Origin of the sequence: Pseudomonas sp. NFX15 (assembly GCF_049132105.1) — a bacterium.
Classification (GTDB): domain Bacteria; phylum Pseudomonadota; class Gammaproteobacteria; order Pseudomonadales; family Pseudomonadaceae; genus Aquipseudomonas.
On record NZ_JAFMPV010000011.1, the window covers coordinates 67223 to 83865 of the forward strand.

Annotated in this window: 16 protein-coding genes and 1 tRNA gene; 9 read left to right on the top strand and 8 right to left on the bottom strand. The window is 58.6% G+C overall.

All coding sequences use genetic code 11. The features are described 5' to 3' along the window. The first annotated feature begins 4 nt into the window (after nucleotides 1-4). Nucleotides 5-1390, top strand: a complete 1386-nt coding sequence (locus J1D76_RS14095; protein ID WP_421138890.1) for an aspartate aminotransferase family protein — start codon at nucleotides 5-7, stop codon at nucleotides 1388-1390. A gap of 118 nt (nucleotides 1391-1508) precedes the next feature. Here the strand turns inward: J1D76_RS14095 and J1D76_RS14100 are convergent, their stop codons facing one another. Continuing rightward, nucleotides 1509-2303 (bottom strand): response regulator transcription factor, encoded by a 795-nt coding sequence (locus tag J1D76_RS14100; RefSeq protein ID WP_421138891.1) that lies wholly within the window; start codon nucleotides 2301-2303, stop codon nucleotides 1509-1511. A 129-nt stretch (nucleotides 2304-2432) separates the two neighbouring features. Between J1D76_RS14100 and J1D76_RS14105 the strand changes: the two genes are divergently transcribed. From J1D76_RS14105 to J1D76_RS14115, 3 genes are all read left to right on the top strand, one after another. Further along, on the top strand, nucleotides 2433-3248 hold the full coding sequence (locus J1D76_RS14105; protein WP_421138892.1) for a carbon-nitrogen hydrolase family protein: 816 nt from the start codon (nucleotides 2433-2435) through the stop codon (nucleotides 3246-3248). A gap of 101 nt (nucleotides 3249-3349) precedes the next feature. Further along, entirely contained in the window at nucleotides 3350-4450 is a 1101-nt protein-coding gene (locus J1D76_RS14110; RefSeq protein WP_421138893.1) for a polyamine ABC transporter substrate-binding protein, read from the top strand. 55 nt (nucleotides 4451-4505) lie between these two features. Next, nucleotides 4506-4928 carry a hypothetical protein gene (locus J1D76_RS14115; RefSeq protein WP_421138894.1) on the top strand — a complete coding sequence of 141 codons (423 nt, stop codon included), beginning with the start codon at nucleotides 4506-4508 and terminating at the stop codon, nucleotides 4926-4928. Nucleotides 4929-4941: 13 nt separating this feature from the next. Here J1D76_RS14115 and J1D76_RS14120 read toward each other — a convergent pair whose 3' ends face one another. Both J1D76_RS14120 and J1D76_RS14125 read right to left on the bottom strand, forming a co-directional pair. Further along, on the bottom strand, nucleotides 4942-6270 hold the full coding sequence (locus tag J1D76_RS14120) for a hypothetical protein (RefSeq protein ID WP_421138895.1): 1329 nt from the start codon (nucleotides 6268-6270) through the stop codon (nucleotides 4942-4944). Between the two features lie 249 nt (nucleotides 6271-6519). Further along, a tRNA-Ser gene (locus tag J1D76_RS14125) sits at nucleotides 6520-6607 on the bottom strand. 123 nt (nucleotides 6608-6730) lie between these two features. Here J1D76_RS14125 and J1D76_RS14130 point away from each other — a divergent pair. Next, nucleotides 6731-7402, top strand: coding sequence for a Bax inhibitor-1/YccA family protein (locus J1D76_RS14130; protein WP_223456995.1), 672 nt, complete (start codon nucleotides 6731-6733; stop codon nucleotides 7400-7402). A gap of 62 nt (nucleotides 7403-7464) precedes the next feature. On the opposite strand, the gene J1D76_RS14135 is transcribed toward J1D76_RS14130, so the two are convergent. After that, nucleotides 7465-7794: a YceK/YidQ family lipoprotein gene (locus tag J1D76_RS14135; protein WP_421138896.1), complete on the bottom strand. Its 330-nt coding sequence runs from the start codon at nucleotides 7792-7794 to the stop codon at nucleotides 7465-7467. Nucleotides 7795-7852: 58 nt separating this feature from the next. After that, nucleotides 7853-8290 carry an Lrp/AsnC family transcriptional regulator gene (locus tag J1D76_RS14140; RefSeq protein ID WP_421138897.1) on the bottom strand — a complete coding sequence of 146 codons (438 nt, stop codon included), beginning with the start codon at nucleotides 8288-8290 and terminating at the stop codon, nucleotides 7853-7855. A gap of 134 nt (nucleotides 8291-8424) precedes the next feature. Between J1D76_RS14140 and J1D76_RS14145 the strand changes: the two genes are divergently transcribed. After that, a complete protein-coding gene (locus J1D76_RS14145; protein WP_421138898.1) occupies nucleotides 8425-9318 on the top strand; it encodes a DMT family transporter in 894 nt (297 codons plus the stop codon). 7 nt (nucleotides 9319-9325) lie between these two features. Here the strand turns inward: J1D76_RS14145 and J1D76_RS14150 are convergent, their stop codons facing one another. Together J1D76_RS14150 and J1D76_RS14155 are read right to left on the bottom strand one after the other, a co-directional pair. After that, nucleotides 9326-10366 (bottom strand): FUSC family protein, encoded by a 1041-nt coding sequence (locus tag J1D76_RS14150; RefSeq protein ID WP_421138985.1) that lies wholly within the window; start codon nucleotides 10364-10366, stop codon nucleotides 9326-9328. A 44-nt stretch (nucleotides 10367-10410) separates the two neighbouring features. Further along, a complete protein-coding gene (locus J1D76_RS14155; RefSeq protein WP_421138899.1) occupies nucleotides 10411-12036 on the bottom strand; it encodes an NADP-dependent glyceraldehyde-3-phosphate dehydrogenase in 1626 nt (541 codons plus the stop codon). A 267-nt stretch (nucleotides 12037-12303) separates the two neighbouring features. Between J1D76_RS14155 and J1D76_RS14160 the strand changes: the two genes are divergently transcribed. The 3 genes from J1D76_RS14160 to J1D76_RS14170 all read left to right on the top strand — a co-directional run bounded on the left by J1D76_RS14160 (nucleotide 12304) and on the right by J1D76_RS14170 (nucleotide 15390). Beyond that, complete coding sequence (locus J1D76_RS14160; RefSeq protein WP_421138900.1) at nucleotides 12304-12690, top strand: c-type cytochrome; 387 nt, start codon at nucleotides 12304-12306, stop codon at nucleotides 12688-12690. 22 nt (nucleotides 12691-12712) lie between these two features. Then, entirely contained in the window at nucleotides 12713-14110 is a 1398-nt protein-coding gene (locus J1D76_RS14165; protein ID WP_421138901.1) for a D-arabinono-1,4-lactone oxidase, read from the top strand. A gap of 71 nt (nucleotides 14111-14181) precedes the next feature. Next, the gene (locus J1D76_RS14170; protein ID WP_421138986.1) at nucleotides 14182-15390 is read left to right on the top strand and encodes a DSD1 family PLP-dependent enzyme; all 1209 of its coding nucleotides are present in this window, start codon (nucleotides 14182-14184) and stop codon (nucleotides 15388-15390) included. Between the two features lie 105 nt (nucleotides 15391-15495). Here the strand turns inward: J1D76_RS14170 and J1D76_RS14175 are convergent, their stop codons facing one another. Then, nucleotides 15496-16440, bottom strand: coding sequence for a SphA family protein (locus tag J1D76_RS14175; protein WP_421138902.1), 945 nt, complete (start codon nucleotides 16438-16440; stop codon nucleotides 15496-15498). Between the last annotated feature and the right edge of the window lie 203 nt (nucleotides 16441-16643).

The window sequence follows — 16643 nt, forward strand, 5'->3', positions numbered from 1 at the left end:
TGCCATGAACCCAGAATTCGACTCGCTGTTCGAACAAGACCGTGCGCACTTCATGCACCCTTCGACTCATGCCCATGACCACGCCAGCGGCACACTCAAGGGGCGCATCATCAAAGGCGCTTCGGGTATTCGCATCCGCGACCACGAAAGTCGTGAATTGATCGACGCCTTCGCCGGCCTGTATTGCGTCAACATTGGCTACGGTCGCACCGAAGTTGCCGACGCGATCTACAAGCAAGCCAAGGAACTGGCCTACTACCACACCTACATGGGCCACTCGACCGAAGCGATCATCGAGCTGTCGAGCCGCATTATCGACTGGGCACCCGAAGGCATGAAGAAGGTGTACTACGGCCTCTCCGGGTCTGACGCCAACGAGACACAGATTAAACTGGTGCGCTACTACAACAATGTGCTGGGCCGCCCGCAGAAGAAAAAAATCATCTCTCGTGATCGCGGCTACCACGGTTCGGGCATCATGACCGGCAGTCTGACCGGCCTGCCAGGTTTCCATCAGCATTTTGACCTGCCGGCCGAAGGCATCAAGCACACCGTGTGCCCACACTGGTATCGCAAGGCACCGAACGGCATGGATGAAGCCGCGTTCGTCCGCTATTGCGCCGATGAACTGGAAAAAATGATTCTTGCCGAAGGCCCGGACACCGTTGCCGCGTTCATTGGCGAGCCCTTGATGGGTACTGGCGGCATCATCGTCCCACCGGTCGGTTACTGGGCCGCGATCCAGGCCGTGCTGAACAAGTACGACGTGCTATTGATCGCCGATGAAGTGGTCTGCGCCTTCGGTCGCCTGGGTTCGAAGATGGGAAGCCAGCGTTATGGGATGCGCCCGGACCTGATCACCACCGCCAAGGGCCTGACCAGTGCTTACGCGCCATTGTCGGCGGTGATCGTCGGCGAAAAAGTTTGGGACGTGATCGAAAAAGCTTCCGAGTCACAGGGCGCCATGGGCCATGGCTGGACGTACTCCGGGCATCCAATCTGCGCGGCGGCGGCGCTGGCCAATCTCGATATCCTGGAACGAGAAAACCTCACCGCCAACGCCGACAAGGTCGGTGCCTATCTCAATCGGCGGTTGCGCGAAACTCTCGAGGGCCATCCGCTGGTGGGTGAAGTGCGCGGTGACGGCATGCTTGCGGCGGTGGAGTTCATGGCCGATCGAGAGCAGCGCACGCCATTCGATGCGGCCATGAAGGTCGGCCCGAAAGTGTCGGCGGCCTGCCTGGAGCGCGGCATGATTGCCCGGGCAATGCCCCATGGTGACATTCTCGGCTTCGCCCCTCCTTTGATCTTGACCCAGGAGGAGGCGGACCTGATCGTGGACATCACCAAGCGCGCGGTCGATCACGTGGCCAGCGAGATATTGGGTTAGGCCTTACCGCGTCCCCCCTCCAAAAACCACTCGTTCCTTCACCGGTCGGGTGGTTTTTTATCGCCGGTTTTGGCTACATCAACTCATTTTTGGAGTCGGCGGGCCGCATCGATTTCCCTTACGGCGTTTCAACCTGCGCCTTGAGAAACAGTGAAAACAACTCCTGCGGCGACTTTATGTTCAGTTTTGCGTAGACATGCCGGCGGTGGACCTTGACGGTCTCTGCCGAGATGCCCAATTTGTTGGCCACTTCCTTGTTCGAGCAACCACTGAGAATCAAGCGGATCACGTCGAGCTCTCTGGCGGTCAGCGGAGTACCCAGTCGCACCATTGCCTCCTCCAGGTTGTCCTGCCAGCGCGGTACCTGGCGAGGGACACTTTCTGCCATCGCGCTTTCGAAAAACATGCGTTGGCGCATCAGGCCCGCTACCCAGGGGCGGATCATCTCCAGCAGCGAAATTTGTTCGGGCGTGAACAGCTGACGACTTCCCAATGACAGACACAAACTGCGGGCCTCATCGAGTCGCACGTTGTACTGCAATTCGTCCTGCTCTACGTGATGGGTAAAGTAGCGTTCGAAGTATTCCGTCTTCTTGAAGCGCTCCGGTGCCACGTCTGCCAAACGGAACAGCCCCGTGGCAGGCTGTTCGCGATTGGCGATGTAGAAGGGATCGAGCAGATACAGGCCCTTGATGTAGTCCTTGAACAGCGGGTCAGGGCCCTCGCCCTGATAGGGGCTCTCGGCGAAGACAAAAGGGCGACCGTCGCTGAACAGCAGCACTGCCCAGGTATCGACCGGAACGTACTCGCTTATCAGCCGGCTCAGGCTTCGCCAGAAATCAGTCTTGTCCAGGCGTTCGATCAGTTGGCCGGCGGAGCGATGCCAGGCCATGTCCTGAAGCGTTGGTGTCATGCATATACCCCCTGGGGTTAATCACTCGACGTGATAGGAAAATCGCTGGCAAAACGCATAATTGCATCGACCTTTTGCAAAAGTCACTGACTTCCTGACCGGGATTTACCCTGATAACAAGGTCCGAATATGAAGCTCGAACTCGTACAACTGGCGGGGCGCGATGGCGACACCGCGCACAATTTGCGACGCACGCTGAAGGCCATTGCCCAATGTGCGCCTGACACCGACATCGTGGTGTTTCCCGAAGCGCAAATCACCGGTTTCCTGAATGAACAGAACATTGCCGAACAGGCCCTGACGCTGGATAGCCCCAGTGTCCTGGCCATCCAGCAGGTGGCACTGGAACGTGACGTGGCGGTAGTGGTGGGGCTGATCGAAAACGATGGCGGGAATTTTTACAACACGACGCTGTTCATCACCCCCGAAGGTATTCAACTGAGCTATCGAAAGACCCACCTCTGGGTTTCCGAGCCTGGCCTGGTATTGCCTGGTGACCGCTATGGCACGGTGGAGTGGCGTGGTGTGCGCATCGGTCTGTTGATCTGCTACGACACCGAGTTCCCGGAGACGGCACGGGCCGTCGCAGCCCTCGGCGCCGAGCTGATCCTGGTCACCGACGGCAACATGGAGCCTTACGGTCACGTGCACCGCACCTCGATCATGGCGCGTGCGCAGGAAAACCAGGTATTTGCCGTGGTGGTGAACCGGGTTGGCCCGGGTGATGACGACACGGTATTCGCCGGGGGCAGTGCGGTGATTGACCCCTTTGGTCACGTATTGCTCGAAAGTGGGCGCCAGGAAAGCCGCCATGTGATCGAGCTGGACATGACCCAACTCGCCGATGCCCGAGCCGTCTACGACTACCGCAAAGACCAGCGCTTCCAGTTGGCGGGGGAGCGTATTGAACATGCGGATGGCCGACGCGAACTGCTGATTCCTTAAGGCGCCACATCGATCGACGCCGCTCAACCCATAACAATAATTCAGCAACAGTCAGTTGGGGGCGCGTTCGCCAAGAACGTGCAGTCAGCCAGGAGCATCCCATGAAGTTTCCCCGCTTGATGAAGTTCAGCCTTGTCACATCGTTTGTCACCGGAATCGGTGTCGCGTGGGCCGAACCGCCGCGCGTGCACTTGTATAACTGGTCGGATTTCCTCGCACCGCAAACACCCAAGGAGTTCCAGACGGATATGGGTATCTCGCTGGTCTGGGACGCCTTCGACAATGCAGAAGTGATGGAAAGCAAGTTGATGGCCGGACGCACCGGTTATGACGTGGTGATGGTGCCTGACGACCTGTTGCCGAGCCTGGCAAAGGCCGGCGTGATTCAGGAACTGGATCGTGGACGTATGGACAACTGGTCGCACCTGGCGCCGGACGTTCTGGCGAAACTCCAAGGCAATGATCCGGGTAATCGCTACGCGGTCCCCTATATGTGGGGTACGACAGGCATTGGTTATGACAAGGGCAAGGTCGAACAACTGCTGGGCACGAACGCTCCGGTCGATTCCTGGGACCTGATCTTCAAAGAAGAAAATATCTCAAAACTCAGTCAGTGCGGCGTGGCGATGCTGGATGCACCCGTAGAGATCGTGCCCATCGCGCTGCACTATCTGGGCCTGCCACCGAACAGCAAGAACCCGGAGGATTACCTCAAGGCCGAAGACTTGCTGCGCAAGATTCGCCCCTACATCCGCTATTTCGATTCCTCGAAGTTCACCACGGACCTGGCCAATGGCGACATCTGTGCTGTGGTCGCCTGGGGTGGCTCTGTGTATAACGCGAAAGTCACAGCAGACCATGCCAACAACGGCGTCAAACTGGCTTACAGCATCCCGCGAGAAGGCGCGCCGGTATGGTTTGAGAACATGGTGCTGCTCATAGACGCGCCTCACCCGCAGCAGGGCTATGACTTCATCAACTACATGCTGCGCCCGCCAGTGATTGCCAAGAGTTCCAACTACGTCGGCTACCCCAACGGCAACAAAGACGCATCGGCGTTCATCGATCCGCCATTGCGCGACAACCCGGGCGTGTACCCCTCCAAAGACGTCATGGCCACGCTTTACCCGCTCGAGACGCTGCCACTCAAACTGGAGCGCGTGCGTACCCGGCTCTGGAGCAAGGTGAAAAGCGGCACCTGAGTGCCGCCCTGCGCTGACGCTTTACACAACAAAAATCCGTTTGACCGGAGTTGCCATGACCACCGCAGCAGACTTGATCATCACCCACGCCGACATCCACACCATGGACCCCAGCCTGCCCAGGGCCCAGGCCATCGCCGTGAATCAGGGGCGCATCGTCGCCGTGGGCGATAACGTGGACATCGAACGCATGGCCGGCGTCGAGACGCGCCGCCTCAACGCACAAGGGCTAATGATGCTGCCGCGGTCGCTGTTCGGTACCTTGCACCCAAAGACCCGGACACCGGTTTTCAACCTTTTGTTCACCAGCGTCATCGGGTTGATCGGCTTGAACCTCACGGTGGAAATGGCAACTTCATTCATCAACTTCGGCGCCTTCCTCGGTTTGGCGTTACCAACAATGGCTTCACCGCACGCTTCGCGCGCGTGTGCGTACTGGCCTACTAAGTATCCAGCCTTTTGGGTGCAAGATTCCTAGGGCCTAGGGGGATTCAGTAGTAGATGCCCTGGCCCCACTGAAACAGCTTGGATTCTCGGACGCTGGAGGCACAGCCAGCCGCAACACTAACTGCGTAGTCGTAGAAGCCCTTTCCTGGGAGATAGGTCAGGCACTTCAGTGTCAACGTTCCATCCTCTTCGCAGCAGACACGAAAGCCAGCGGGCACGGTAATGGTCTGTAATCCCGCGTCATCGGCGGATATTTGGCAACCTACAAGGATTGCGATAGCCCGCTCTTGAGTAATGATGAATTCTTGGTCGTGGTCGTAGAACCCGTGCCCCCAGGCAAGACATCCTGGCAAAGCGGCTCGTAAAAAGAATGCGGCTATCAACCCATCGAGGGATGCCTCAAAGGTGACCCCGTCCGCAATGCTGCCTTGGGCACCATCCCTGACACTGAGTGAGTCGTAATGACCATCTCGCTCAGTGCCATTGAACACCAACTCGAAAGTGACACCGGCAATAGGCTGTACGCCAGCCACCGGCTGCAATAGCTGAGGAATGAGGGCGTCCTTGCCCAATTGCCGCAACCGCTCTCCGAAGTCGTACAACGGCTGCCACTTCTGCTTTGCCACACAAGGCTCGAGAAGCGCTTCAGACCCAGAACTGGCCGAGTCAATTGTCTTGACTATCGGCAGTTCCGCCATGCTTATGTCGAGAGCCTGCCGAAGCTTAATGCTTTGCTCCTGCTTGGCCGCTTGCGCTTTTGCCGCAATTGCCAACTTATCGGCTTCTTGCTGGGCTTCTTGCTGGGCTTTTTGCTGGGCTTCGGCCAGCTCTGCAACTTCGCGCCGGACTTGGCTAACCACATAATCACAGAGCTGGTTATCGCGCTCGGCCAGGGCCGACGCTAGTTCTGCCAACTCTGCGTAGGCCTCGCGGTCCGACGCTGTTTCTGCGGACCTGGCTTTTTCCCAAAAGCCTTCAATAATGCCTTGCGAAGGGACGGTCGCGTATTTGATAAGTTGCTCGAGCTCTCGGCGCACCCTCAGGACTCTGCGAAAGGCTTGCAGGGTGTAAGCCGAACGCTCAATTTGGACCAGCAGAAACAGCGACAAGAAGGCTATAAGACTCGCGAGCCCTTCGGCACTCTCTTCAGGAAGCCACGAGAGCAAGCCATGAGCGCCACTAAAAGCGAATGCCACCCAGCTAATTACAACCAGCCCAAGATAGATACGAGAACCTAGAGAACGAGGGAGCTCACTGTCTAAGCCCAAGCTCATAGCCTCAGGTGCCTTTATCGCCACATAGAAAAAGCGAGCAAGAACACAGGTCCCCACTAACAAAGCGGCTCCTGCGGCTATCTGGACAGGCAATTCCATTTTTTGTCCTCTTTATCGAGCGAGCTCTGATGAGGCAGAAGCTACTATAGCCGTATGCCATCTGGAAGGTGCGTTCTACTGGCTAAATGCCCCGCCTCTTTAGGTGCAAGTTTTCCAGAGCTCATCAGCGACAGGCCCCAAGAGCAGAGGCGCATTTCTTTATTGATGGGTTTGATGATGGGTGATGCTAAAAACTCAAATGCCAGAAACGACAAAGCCCTGAAAAATCAGGGCTTTGTCGTATAAAGATGGCGGAGGCGATGGGATTCGAACTCATGGACCTGTTACAGTCGACGGTTTTCAAGACCGTTGCCTTAAACCACTCGGCCACACCTCCGTTTGCGTTGCGGGCGCCATAATACCTGAATGAAACACACTGTCAAACTCTCTGCATCGCTTGTTGCAGGGCGTCTGTTATGATCTTTGCGACTGAACGTTTCAAACCAACAGGAGTGTCGCCATGCGCGAACAGGATTACGCAGTTAATAACAGCGTGCAGGCTGAGCAGCTAGAGGTTAGCCGCGTCCTGCGCAACACATACGGCTTGCTCGCCCTGACCCTTGCCTTCAGTGGTGTGATGGCTTTCGTTGCCCAGCAGATGCGTGTTGGCTACCCGAACGTTTTCGTGGTGCTGATCGGCTTCTACGGTCTTTTCTTCCTTACCAACAAACTCCGTGATTCGGCCTGGGGCCTGGTGTCGGCATTTGCCCTGACCGGTTTCATGGGTTTCCTGCTCGGCCCGATCCTCAACCGTTACCTGGGTATGCAGGGCGGCGCTGAAGTGGTCAGCTCGGCGTTCGCAATGACGGCGCTGGTGTTCGGTGGTTTGTCGGCGTACGTGCTGATCACTCGCAAGGACATGAGCTTCCTCGGTGGTTTCATCACGGCTGGCTTCTTTGTGCTGCTGGGTGCGACGCTGGCCGGCATGTTCTTCCAGATCAGCGGCTTGCAACTGGCGATCAGCGCAGGTTTCGTGCTGTTTTCCTCGGTTTGCATCCTGTTCCAGACCAGCGCCATCATTCATGGCGGCGAGCGCAACTACATCATGGCGACGATTAGCCTGTATGTATCGATCTACAACCTGTTCATCAGCTTGTTGCAGCTGTTCGGCATCATGGGTCGCGATGACTGATTGTCGACCTTGAAATAAAAAACCCGCTTAAGCGGGTTTTTTATTAACTGAAATTCAGGGCTTTATTCCACGATGACGATGCTACCGTCGGCTTGCTGGCGGTAGAAGGTGTAGGGGAGTAGCAACGTATCCATCACCCCGGACGCTACGACGTCGATAAGCACGATGGCGGGAGCCCAGGTGTGGTTCTGTGCATCTACGCCTTGCTCCAGGGGGGCATTCAAATAGCAAAAGTCGTAGGTCACGCCACTGTAGATGCGTGGGACGGCGCCGCAATAGCTCTTCTGTTCCTTCAGGCTTTTTACGGCCACATCGTCATTGCGCACCACTGTTTGAATCGTGCCGCAGCCGACAAGTAGCGTCGCCGTGATCAACAGAAGCTGAATTTTCATTACGCCAATCCTTAGCTGGAAAAACATTAATCTACGCCTGTCCTTTGCAAAATGTCACTTACGCCATGGGCGGAAGCCGGCGTTTGACCGGCGTTTTCTTGACGATGGCGGTGTTGGTTTCAGCATGGCTGTTGAGGCGGTCGAGCAAACTATCCAGTTGTTCCATCGAGCGCACATGCAGGCGCGCGATGAAGCAGTCGTCCCCCGTGACCTTGTCGCACTCAGTGAATTCGGGGATGGCCTGGATTTGCCTTTCCACTTCCTGTAGCTGCCCGGGCAAGGGTCGGATGCGCACGATGGCCTGGAGCTGATAACCAAAGCATTTCGGGTCGATTTCCACGGTATAGCCCTTGAGTACCCCGCGTTCTTCCAAACGGCGCAGGCGCTCCGCGACGCTGGGCGAAGACAGGCCACTGATATTGGCCAGCGCCTTGAGCGAGCGCCGCGAGTCCTCCATCAAGGCCGTGATCAACACCTGGTCAATGTCGTCGGTCATGGTCATCTCCTGTTAGGCAATTAATCAAAAGCACCTTGATAAAAAAGGCAGAAAACCAGTTTAGCCTGCTTTTTGCGCTGGAGAACCCCCCGGGCGGATTGGCATACTTTGCCCATAAACACAGGAGCCTGATGATGGACAAATCCCTTCGCCGCGGGTCGCTCGAAATGACCGCCGCCATGCTGATCTCCGGCACCATTGGCTGGTTCGTTCTGGTGTCCGGGCAACCGGTACTGGACGTGGTGTTCTGGCGCTGCCTATTCGGTGCCGGCACCTTGTTGCTGATTTGCGCGGTGTTCGGCTTTTTGCGCCCAGGCATATTGACCCGCACCACGTTCTTGCTGGCGGTGCTCAGCGGGGTGGCGATAGTCGGTAACTGGCTGCTGTTGTTCGCGTCCTATTCCCGGGCGTCGATTGCCATCGGTACGGCCGTGTACAACGTCCAGCCGTTCATGCTGGTCGGGCTGGCGGCACTGTTTCTCAATGAAAAGATCACCGCACAGAAACTTACCTGGCTGGGCGTTTCGTTTCTCGGAATGCTGGCGATTGTCAGTGCCCACGGCAGCCAGGGCGAGAGCGGCAGCGATTACCTGGTGGGCATTGCCCTGGCCCTGGGGGCGGCGTTTCTGTATGCGATAGCGGCGCTGATCATCAAGCGTTTGACGGGCACGCCGCCGCACTTGATTGCGCTGGTCCAGGTCAGTACCGGCGTGTTGTTGCTCGCGCCGTTCGCGAATTTTTCGGCATTGCCACAGGCGCCGAATGCGTGGGCGAGCCTGGTGACGCTGGGCATGGTGCACACCGGCGTGATGTACGTGTTGCTGTACGGCGCCATTCAGAAACTGCCGACTGCGCTGACCGGCGCACTGTCGTTCATTTACCCGATTGCGGCGATTTTTGTCGACTGGTTTGCCTTCGGCCATCGCCTTGAGCTGCTGCAATGGATTGGCGTCGCAGCGATTCTGTTGGCCGCCGCTGGCATGCAACAAGGGTGGACGTTGAAGTGGCGGCGAACGGTGACGTCCTGATCCTGGCTCAGATGTTCCAGCGCGGTGCGCTATTGGCCAGGCGCTGGCGCATCTCACCGATGTTGGCGGCCAGTTGTTGGGTCAACAGGCGATAGCCATCCAACGAGTTGTAGACCGGCGCATCCAGGCTCACCAACGGTAAATCCATCGGCCGATTGAGGCGCTGGCTGGCGCCTGATTTCAAGGCCCGGGCCATGCCGATCAATTGCACGCGAATCTGCCGATGTTCGGCTTTCAAGGCTGTTTGCAGGCGCTTGAGCGCCTCGGGGTCGTTGGTATCCGGTCGGGTATTGCCGAGGATTTCCAAGGTGCTGACGCACATGCGCAAGTTGCGCTGAATCGCATCGAGTTCGGTCATGGAGATCTTCACTTCCTTGGACACCGACGGCATCAGTGAGCGCAGTTGCACCATGACCGCATTCAGGCGCGTCATGATTTGCAAGTGCTCGTCGGCAGTGATGGCCTGGCCGTCAATGATGCGACCGTAGATTTTTGCGCAATCGCGTAACGCATCAGCCAGGTTATAGCGCCAGGAATAAACCGCGTACAGCGGCAGGGCGAAGGAGAACGCCAAGGCCAGGGCAATGCCGATCAGGATATCCACCCCGCGCCACAGGCCATCGGTGACCGGGTTGTCGCCGTGCCCGGCGACGATGAACACGGTAATCGCCGCCAGCAGCGCGGTGTAGCCGCCCTTGCCGATGGCGTGATACGAGAAGAACCCGCACACCACCGACATCGCGAAATAGGTCAACCAAGGCATCCCGAGCCAGGCTTGTTGCGCCACCAGCAACAGGCCGATACCGGCGCCCATCAACGTGCCAATGGCCCGTTCGGCGGCTTTCTTGCCGATGTTGCCGTGATGCTGCAAGCCACCGATCACCACCAGCATCGTCACCGACGCCCACTCGCCGTGGGGCAGCTTGATGCCGGTGGTCAGCAGGATCGTCGCGAGTAACCCGAGCGACACCCGCACCGCGTGGATCACCCGGGCATGGCGGTAGCGTCGATACGGGTCCAGCAACGGACGCAGCAGTCGGCGCAGCAGTGGTGGCAAGCGTTGGGCGCTGGATGTACTCAGGCTGTCTCTCCTCAGAAGATATAGTCGGTGGTCAGAAAGCTCGAACTGCGGCCGCTGATGATCTCGCTGACCAGTTCCTTGTTGGTCTCCTGGAATTTGGTGGCCACCAGGGTGCGGATCGAAAACACCCGCAATGCGTCATGCACCGACAAGGTGCCTTCGGCGGAGTTCTTGCGACCGTTGAACGGGTAGGTGTCCGGGCCGCGCTGGCACTGGGCATTGAGGTTGATGCGCCCAACCTGGTTGGCGAAGGTGTCCACCAGTCGGCCGACCGCCACCGGGTTGGTGCCGAAGATGCTTAATTGCTGGCCGAAGTCCGACTCCAGCACGTAATCGATCACGGTATCGAGGTGACGGTACGGCACGATGGGGACCACCGGGCCGAACTGTTCTTCCTGATACACACGCATCTGCGGCGTCACCGGGTACAACACCGCGGGGTAGAAGAACGATGCGCGAGCCTCACCACCGTTGGGGTTGACCACTTTGGCGCCCTTGCTCCGGGCATCGGCCACCAGCGAATGCAGGTAATCGACCTTGCTCGCTTCCGGCAGAGGCGTCAGGGATACGCCGCTGTCCCACGGCATGCCGGGCTTGAGCGTGGCCAGCCGGGCATTGAATTTTTCGATGAAGGCATCGACCACGTCTTCGTGGACGAACAGGATCTTCAGCGCCGTGCAGCGTTGCCCATTGAAGGACAGCGATCCGGTCACCGCTTCGCTGACCGCATTGTCCAGGTCCACTTCCGGCAGGACGATGCCGGGGTTCTTCGCATCCAGACCCAGCGCCGCACGCAAGCGGTGAGGTTTTGGGTGGAGCTTTTTCAGGTCGCTCGCGGCCTTGTTAGTGCCGATGAAGGCAAAGATGTCGATCTTGCCGCTGGCCATCAACGCACTCACAGTCTCGCGGCCGCTGCCGTAGATGACGTTGATCACCCCGGCCGGGAAGCTGACGCGGAAGGCTTCGAGCAAGGGGCGAATCAACAGCACGCCGAGCTTGGCCGGCTTGAACACCACGGTATTGCCCATGATCAGCGCCGGGATCAGCGTAGTGAAGGTCTCGTTCAGCGGATAGTTGTAAGGCCCCATGCACAGCGCCACGCCCAGCGGCACGCGACGGATCTGGCCGAGGGTGTCCTGTTCCAGTTCGAAACGGCTGGAGCGGCGGTCGAGTTCTTTCAGCGCATTGATGGTGTCGACGATGTAGTCGCAGGTGCGGTCGAATTCTTTTTCAGAATCCTTGAGGTTTTTGCCGATTTCCCACATCAGCAACTTGACCACGGCATCGCGTTGTTCGCGCATGCGGGCGAGGAAGGTTTCGACGTGCTGGATGCGTTCGGCCACGCGCATGGTCGGCCACAGGCCCTGACCGCGGTCGTAGGCGCGCACGGCGGCGTCGAGGGCAGTCAGCGCGGTGTCGGCGTCCAGCAGCGGCGTGCTGCCCAGGATCACCTGTTCATCGCCATTCGGCCCGCTCAGGTACACCGGGCTGCGAACCTGGGCCAGCGGCCCGCTCCAGGTTCTCAGCTCGCCATCGACCAGGTACTCACGTTGCTCGGTCTGGCCGTCGAGGCGGTACTTTTCCGGAATGTCGGCGGGGCTCGGGAACAGGTTCTGAAGAATATTGGCTGTGGTCATGTCGCTACCCCCTCTGGTTTGGGTGTTGCATTGATGAATCGTTTTAGCAGGCTTGGGCCCCGCTTGTCATGACTCATCTCAGCGTTTTGCCGCACAGCGTGATGGATCGCCTGTTGCTCAGCCCCTTCGGTCATGGCCTCAGAAGCCCCCCTTGTTGGCCCCCAATGCCCTCAACCCGCCCATACGCGGTGCCTTAGTGTTGACCTGTGCTTGACCACAATAAAAAAGGTGCGCCCGGCTGACCGGGCACTCAATGAGAGGACAGCCATGCAGGCAAGCCGATTAACTGAAAAGCCTAGCCTTTGTTTGGCACTGGTGGGGTGTGTCTTTGCGGTGTTACTGACGGGGTGTGGCGAAAAGCCGAAAAACCCGCCGAGCCGCAGCGAAGCCAGCGCTGCAAGGCCTGCCGACGCGGAGCTGGCACAGGTGTACGACAACAGCTGCAAGCTGTGCCATGCCAACCCGGCGGCCGGGGCGCCGCTGACTGGCGACACCAAGGCGTGGGAACCCCGGGTGTTGCAGGGCGCCGATACGCTGCTCGATCACGCCATCAATGGCTACAACGGCATGCCGCCGATGGGCATGTGCATGCAGTGCTCGCAGGAACAGTTCCTGGCGCTGATTGCCTTTATGTCCGGCCAGCAAATCCAATAACAAGAACGGCAGGGTGCGATTCATGACGATGGACCTGACACGGCGTCAATTGTTGCAACGGGCGAGCGTCATTGGCGCCTTTTCCGCGCTCGGCTCCACGCCGGCACTGGCCGAGCTGTTGCGCGCGCCACGGTTGATTCCCTGGCGCAACTGGTCGGGGGGCCAGAGTTGCCTGCCGGCGGCGCGGCTGGCGCCGAAGAATCTCGATGAGTTGACGCAGGTGGTGCGCCAGGCCCCCGGCAAGATTCGCCCGGTGGGCTCGGCGCATTCCTTTAGCGCGCTGGTGCCCACCGACGGCACCTTGTTGTCGCTGAGCTATTTCACCGGTTTGCTCGATCACGATGCGAAAACGCTGCAAGCCGAGTTCGCCGCCGGCACGCCGATGTCACGCATGGGCACGCCGCTCAAGGACATCGGCCAGGCCCTGCAAAACATGGCCGACATCGATTACCAGACGCTCGCCGGCGCGATCTCGACCTCGACCCACGGCACCGGCAAGAATTTTCAATCCTATTCGGCGCACGTCTGCGGCTTGCAATTGGTGACCGCCAGCGGCGAGGTACTCGACTGCGACGCCAACCGTCATCCTGAAGTGTTCAATGCGGCGCGGGTGTCATTGGGGGCGTTGGGCGTGGCCAGCAAGATACGCCTGCAAAACCGCCCGGCGTATCGCCTGCGCGAGCACCAGTGGATCGCCAAGACCGAAGAGTTGCTGGAAGACCTGGACAAGAACACCGGGGAAAACCAGCACTGGGAAATGCTCGTGGTGACCCATTCTGACTACGCCTTGTCGATGACCCTTAACGAAACCACCGACCCTGCCACACTGCCGATCCCGGCGGATGAGGAGGGCGGCAACGAGTTCGTCACACTGATCGAGAAGATCGACAAGTACGCCAGTGACTTCCCGGACCTGCGCCGCACACTGGTCAACAACTTGCGTCACCTGGCCAACTTCGAGGACCGGGTCGGCGACTCGTTCGATATCTACGCCAATGTGCGCACGGTGCGTTTCAACGAAATGGAATATTCCGTGCCGGCCGAATATGGCCCGGCGTGTTTGCGCGAGATCCTCAAGCTGATCCAGGACAAGGACCTGCGCACCTGGTTTCCGATCGAGTACCGTTACGTCAAGGCCGATGACATCCCCCTGAGCATGTTCGAAGGTCGCGACAGTTGTTCGATCTCGGTGCACCAGCATTACCAGATGGATCATCACAACTTCTTCGCCGCCGTCGAGCCGATTTTCTGGAAGTACAACGGCCGCCCGCACTGGGGCAAGTTGCACACACTGAACGCGAGAAACCTGCAGCCGCTGTATCCACGCTGGCAGGAATTCATTCAGGTGCGGCAGGAACTCGACCCCAGCGGCAAATTCCTCAATGCACATTTGTCATCGATTCTGGGGGTGAACGGATGACGGTCAATCGCCGCAATTTTGTGCTCGGCACCCTGGGTGTCGGTGCTGTGCTGGTGGGTGTCGGCGCGTGGCTGCGGCCGGGTGATCGCGGTGTACCTTACAGCGATTATTTCCGCACGCTGAACCGCGAGCTCAAGGACCACGGCCCGATGCGACCGGTGATGCTGATCGACCTGGATCGGCTGGATCACAACATCGACGTAGTGATGCAATCGGTCAAGCGCGGCGGCAAACACCTGCGCCTGGTGGAGAAATCACTGCCGGCGCCGGGGCTGTTGAGCTACATCGCCCAACGCGCTGGCACGCAACGGCTGATGTCGTTTCACCAACCGTTTCTCAATCATGACGCCATGCAGTTTCCCGGGGCCGACATCCTGCTGGGCAAACCGCTGCCGGTGCGTTCGGCCGAGTTGTTTTATCAGTCGCACAAAGGGCCTTTTGATCCGGCGAAGCAATTGCAGTGGTTGCTCGATACGCCGCAGCGTTTGCAGCAGTACCTCGCCCTGGCGCAAGGCCTGGGTACACGATTGCGGGTGAACATTGAACTGGATGTCGGCCTGCACCGCGGTGGTGTCAGCGACCTGGGCGTCCTCGGGCAGATGCTGACGCTGATCAGCCAGCACCCGCAGCACCTGGATTTCGCCGGGTTCATGGGCTACGACCCGTTCGTGGGCATGGGTGTGCCGGGGATATTGGGTTCACCCGAAGAACTGTTCGCCAAGGTGATGGTGGTCTACAACCGCTGCGTCGATTTCACTCGCCAGCAATACCCCGGTTTGTGGCATGAAGGATTGACCCTGAATACGGCCGGTAGCCCGAGCTATCGCATGCATGAGCACGAACAGCTCAGCAGCGAAGTGTCGGTGGGCACGGCGATGCTCAAGCCCACGCACTATGATTTGCCGTCACTGCTGGAGCACGTGCCAGCCGCTTACATCGCCACGCCGGTATTGAAAAGCACCGGGACAGTGAACATTCCGGCGCTGGATGACAAATCCAGGCTGTTTTCCTGGTGGGACACCAATCAGCGCGAGACGTTTTTCATCTATGGCGGCAACTGGATGGCGGAGTTCGAATCGCCAACGGGGTTGCAGAGCAATGGCGTGTATGGCCGCAGCTCGAACCAGGAAATGGTCAATGGGTCGGCGGCGGTGGGGCTGACGGTGGAGGATCAGGTGTTCTTGCGACCGACCCAGACCGAGTCGGTGCTGTTGCAGTTTGGGGATTTGCTGGCGGTTCGGGGTGGGAGGATTGTCGATAGCTGGGCGGTGTATTCCTGAGGAAGATTCTGAGTCTGGCTAACCGCTATCGCGAGCAGGCTCGCTCCTACAGTTGGAATGAATTTCAATGTAGGAGTGAGCCTGCTCGCGATAGTGTCAACTCAGTCAAAACGCATAGGGAATACTGACCTTCGCCCAAAGCATTTCCCCTTCGGGCCGGTTTTCCACGTCGAACTCCTTGGCCCAGCGAATCTCCGCGCTGGCGTATTTGAGGAAGGTCCAGTGCAACGCCGGACCCATCGCAAACACCTGCCCGCGCACCCCATCATTCACGTCTTCGCCATTGAACTGCACGGTATGGCCAAACTGCTTATCGTCGGTGGTTTGCTTGAGGTAGTAGCCGTTGACGCCGAGCATCAGGTCGTCGGTGATTTTGAAACTGGCCGAGTAGTCGAAGTGAAAAATCTGTCCCGACTTGTAGTCGGTGTCTTTGTTTTTCTCGTTGAAACTGTACGTGGTCTTCATTGACACCTCGGTTCTGTCCGTCGGTAGCCAAGTGAAGGAGAACAGCGGTTTGTAGGTGTAGAAGTTGTTGCTGGTGTTGGCCAGGCGATCAACGCTGTATTCGCCGGTCGGTAGGGTGACCTCGATGGCGGCGCCGAGGGTCAGGCTTGGGCCCATGTCCCAGAGAATGATCGGCGCGAGCGTGGTGTCACCCATGCCTTCGCGAGTGTCGTGCAAGCCGAACACCGAGACTTCCTGCTTGAGCCACGGCTGCGCGATGTAGCCGGCCAATCGGCCGCCAAACACGCGCAAGGGGCTCAGGTAATCCAGTCGTGGAATCACGGCGGTGGACTCGATCTCGACGTTCGGCACTTTGCCGCCGAGGGAGCTGATGTTCAGCTCCGTGGCTTTGTAGTGGTTGTAGTAGAGGTTGAACGCCAGCATGTTCTGCGGAAGGCTGTCGGGCGACAGCGGCAACATGAAGAAACCGTCGGTGCCGGGGCCGATGTTGTCCACGCCAGCCTCGGTGGCCAGTGCCGGTTGCAGGGCGCAGGCGCCGGCCAGGCCGATGACCAGTAGGGGAAGTGTCGTGCGGGTCGGGATCATGGGCGTACTCATTATTATTGTTAGCGGGCTTTTCGGCATCCATACGAGGGCCGCCCCATAGAAATAAGCTGTCTGCGCCTTGCAAGGCAGGGTATTGGCGGCCATTAGGGGGACTTCTGCGGACAGGCTTTGAACCCTGTGCTAACTTCCTTCGACATAACCGGTAACAAAAATAAGAATGCAGCTCGGCCCGGAATGTATAG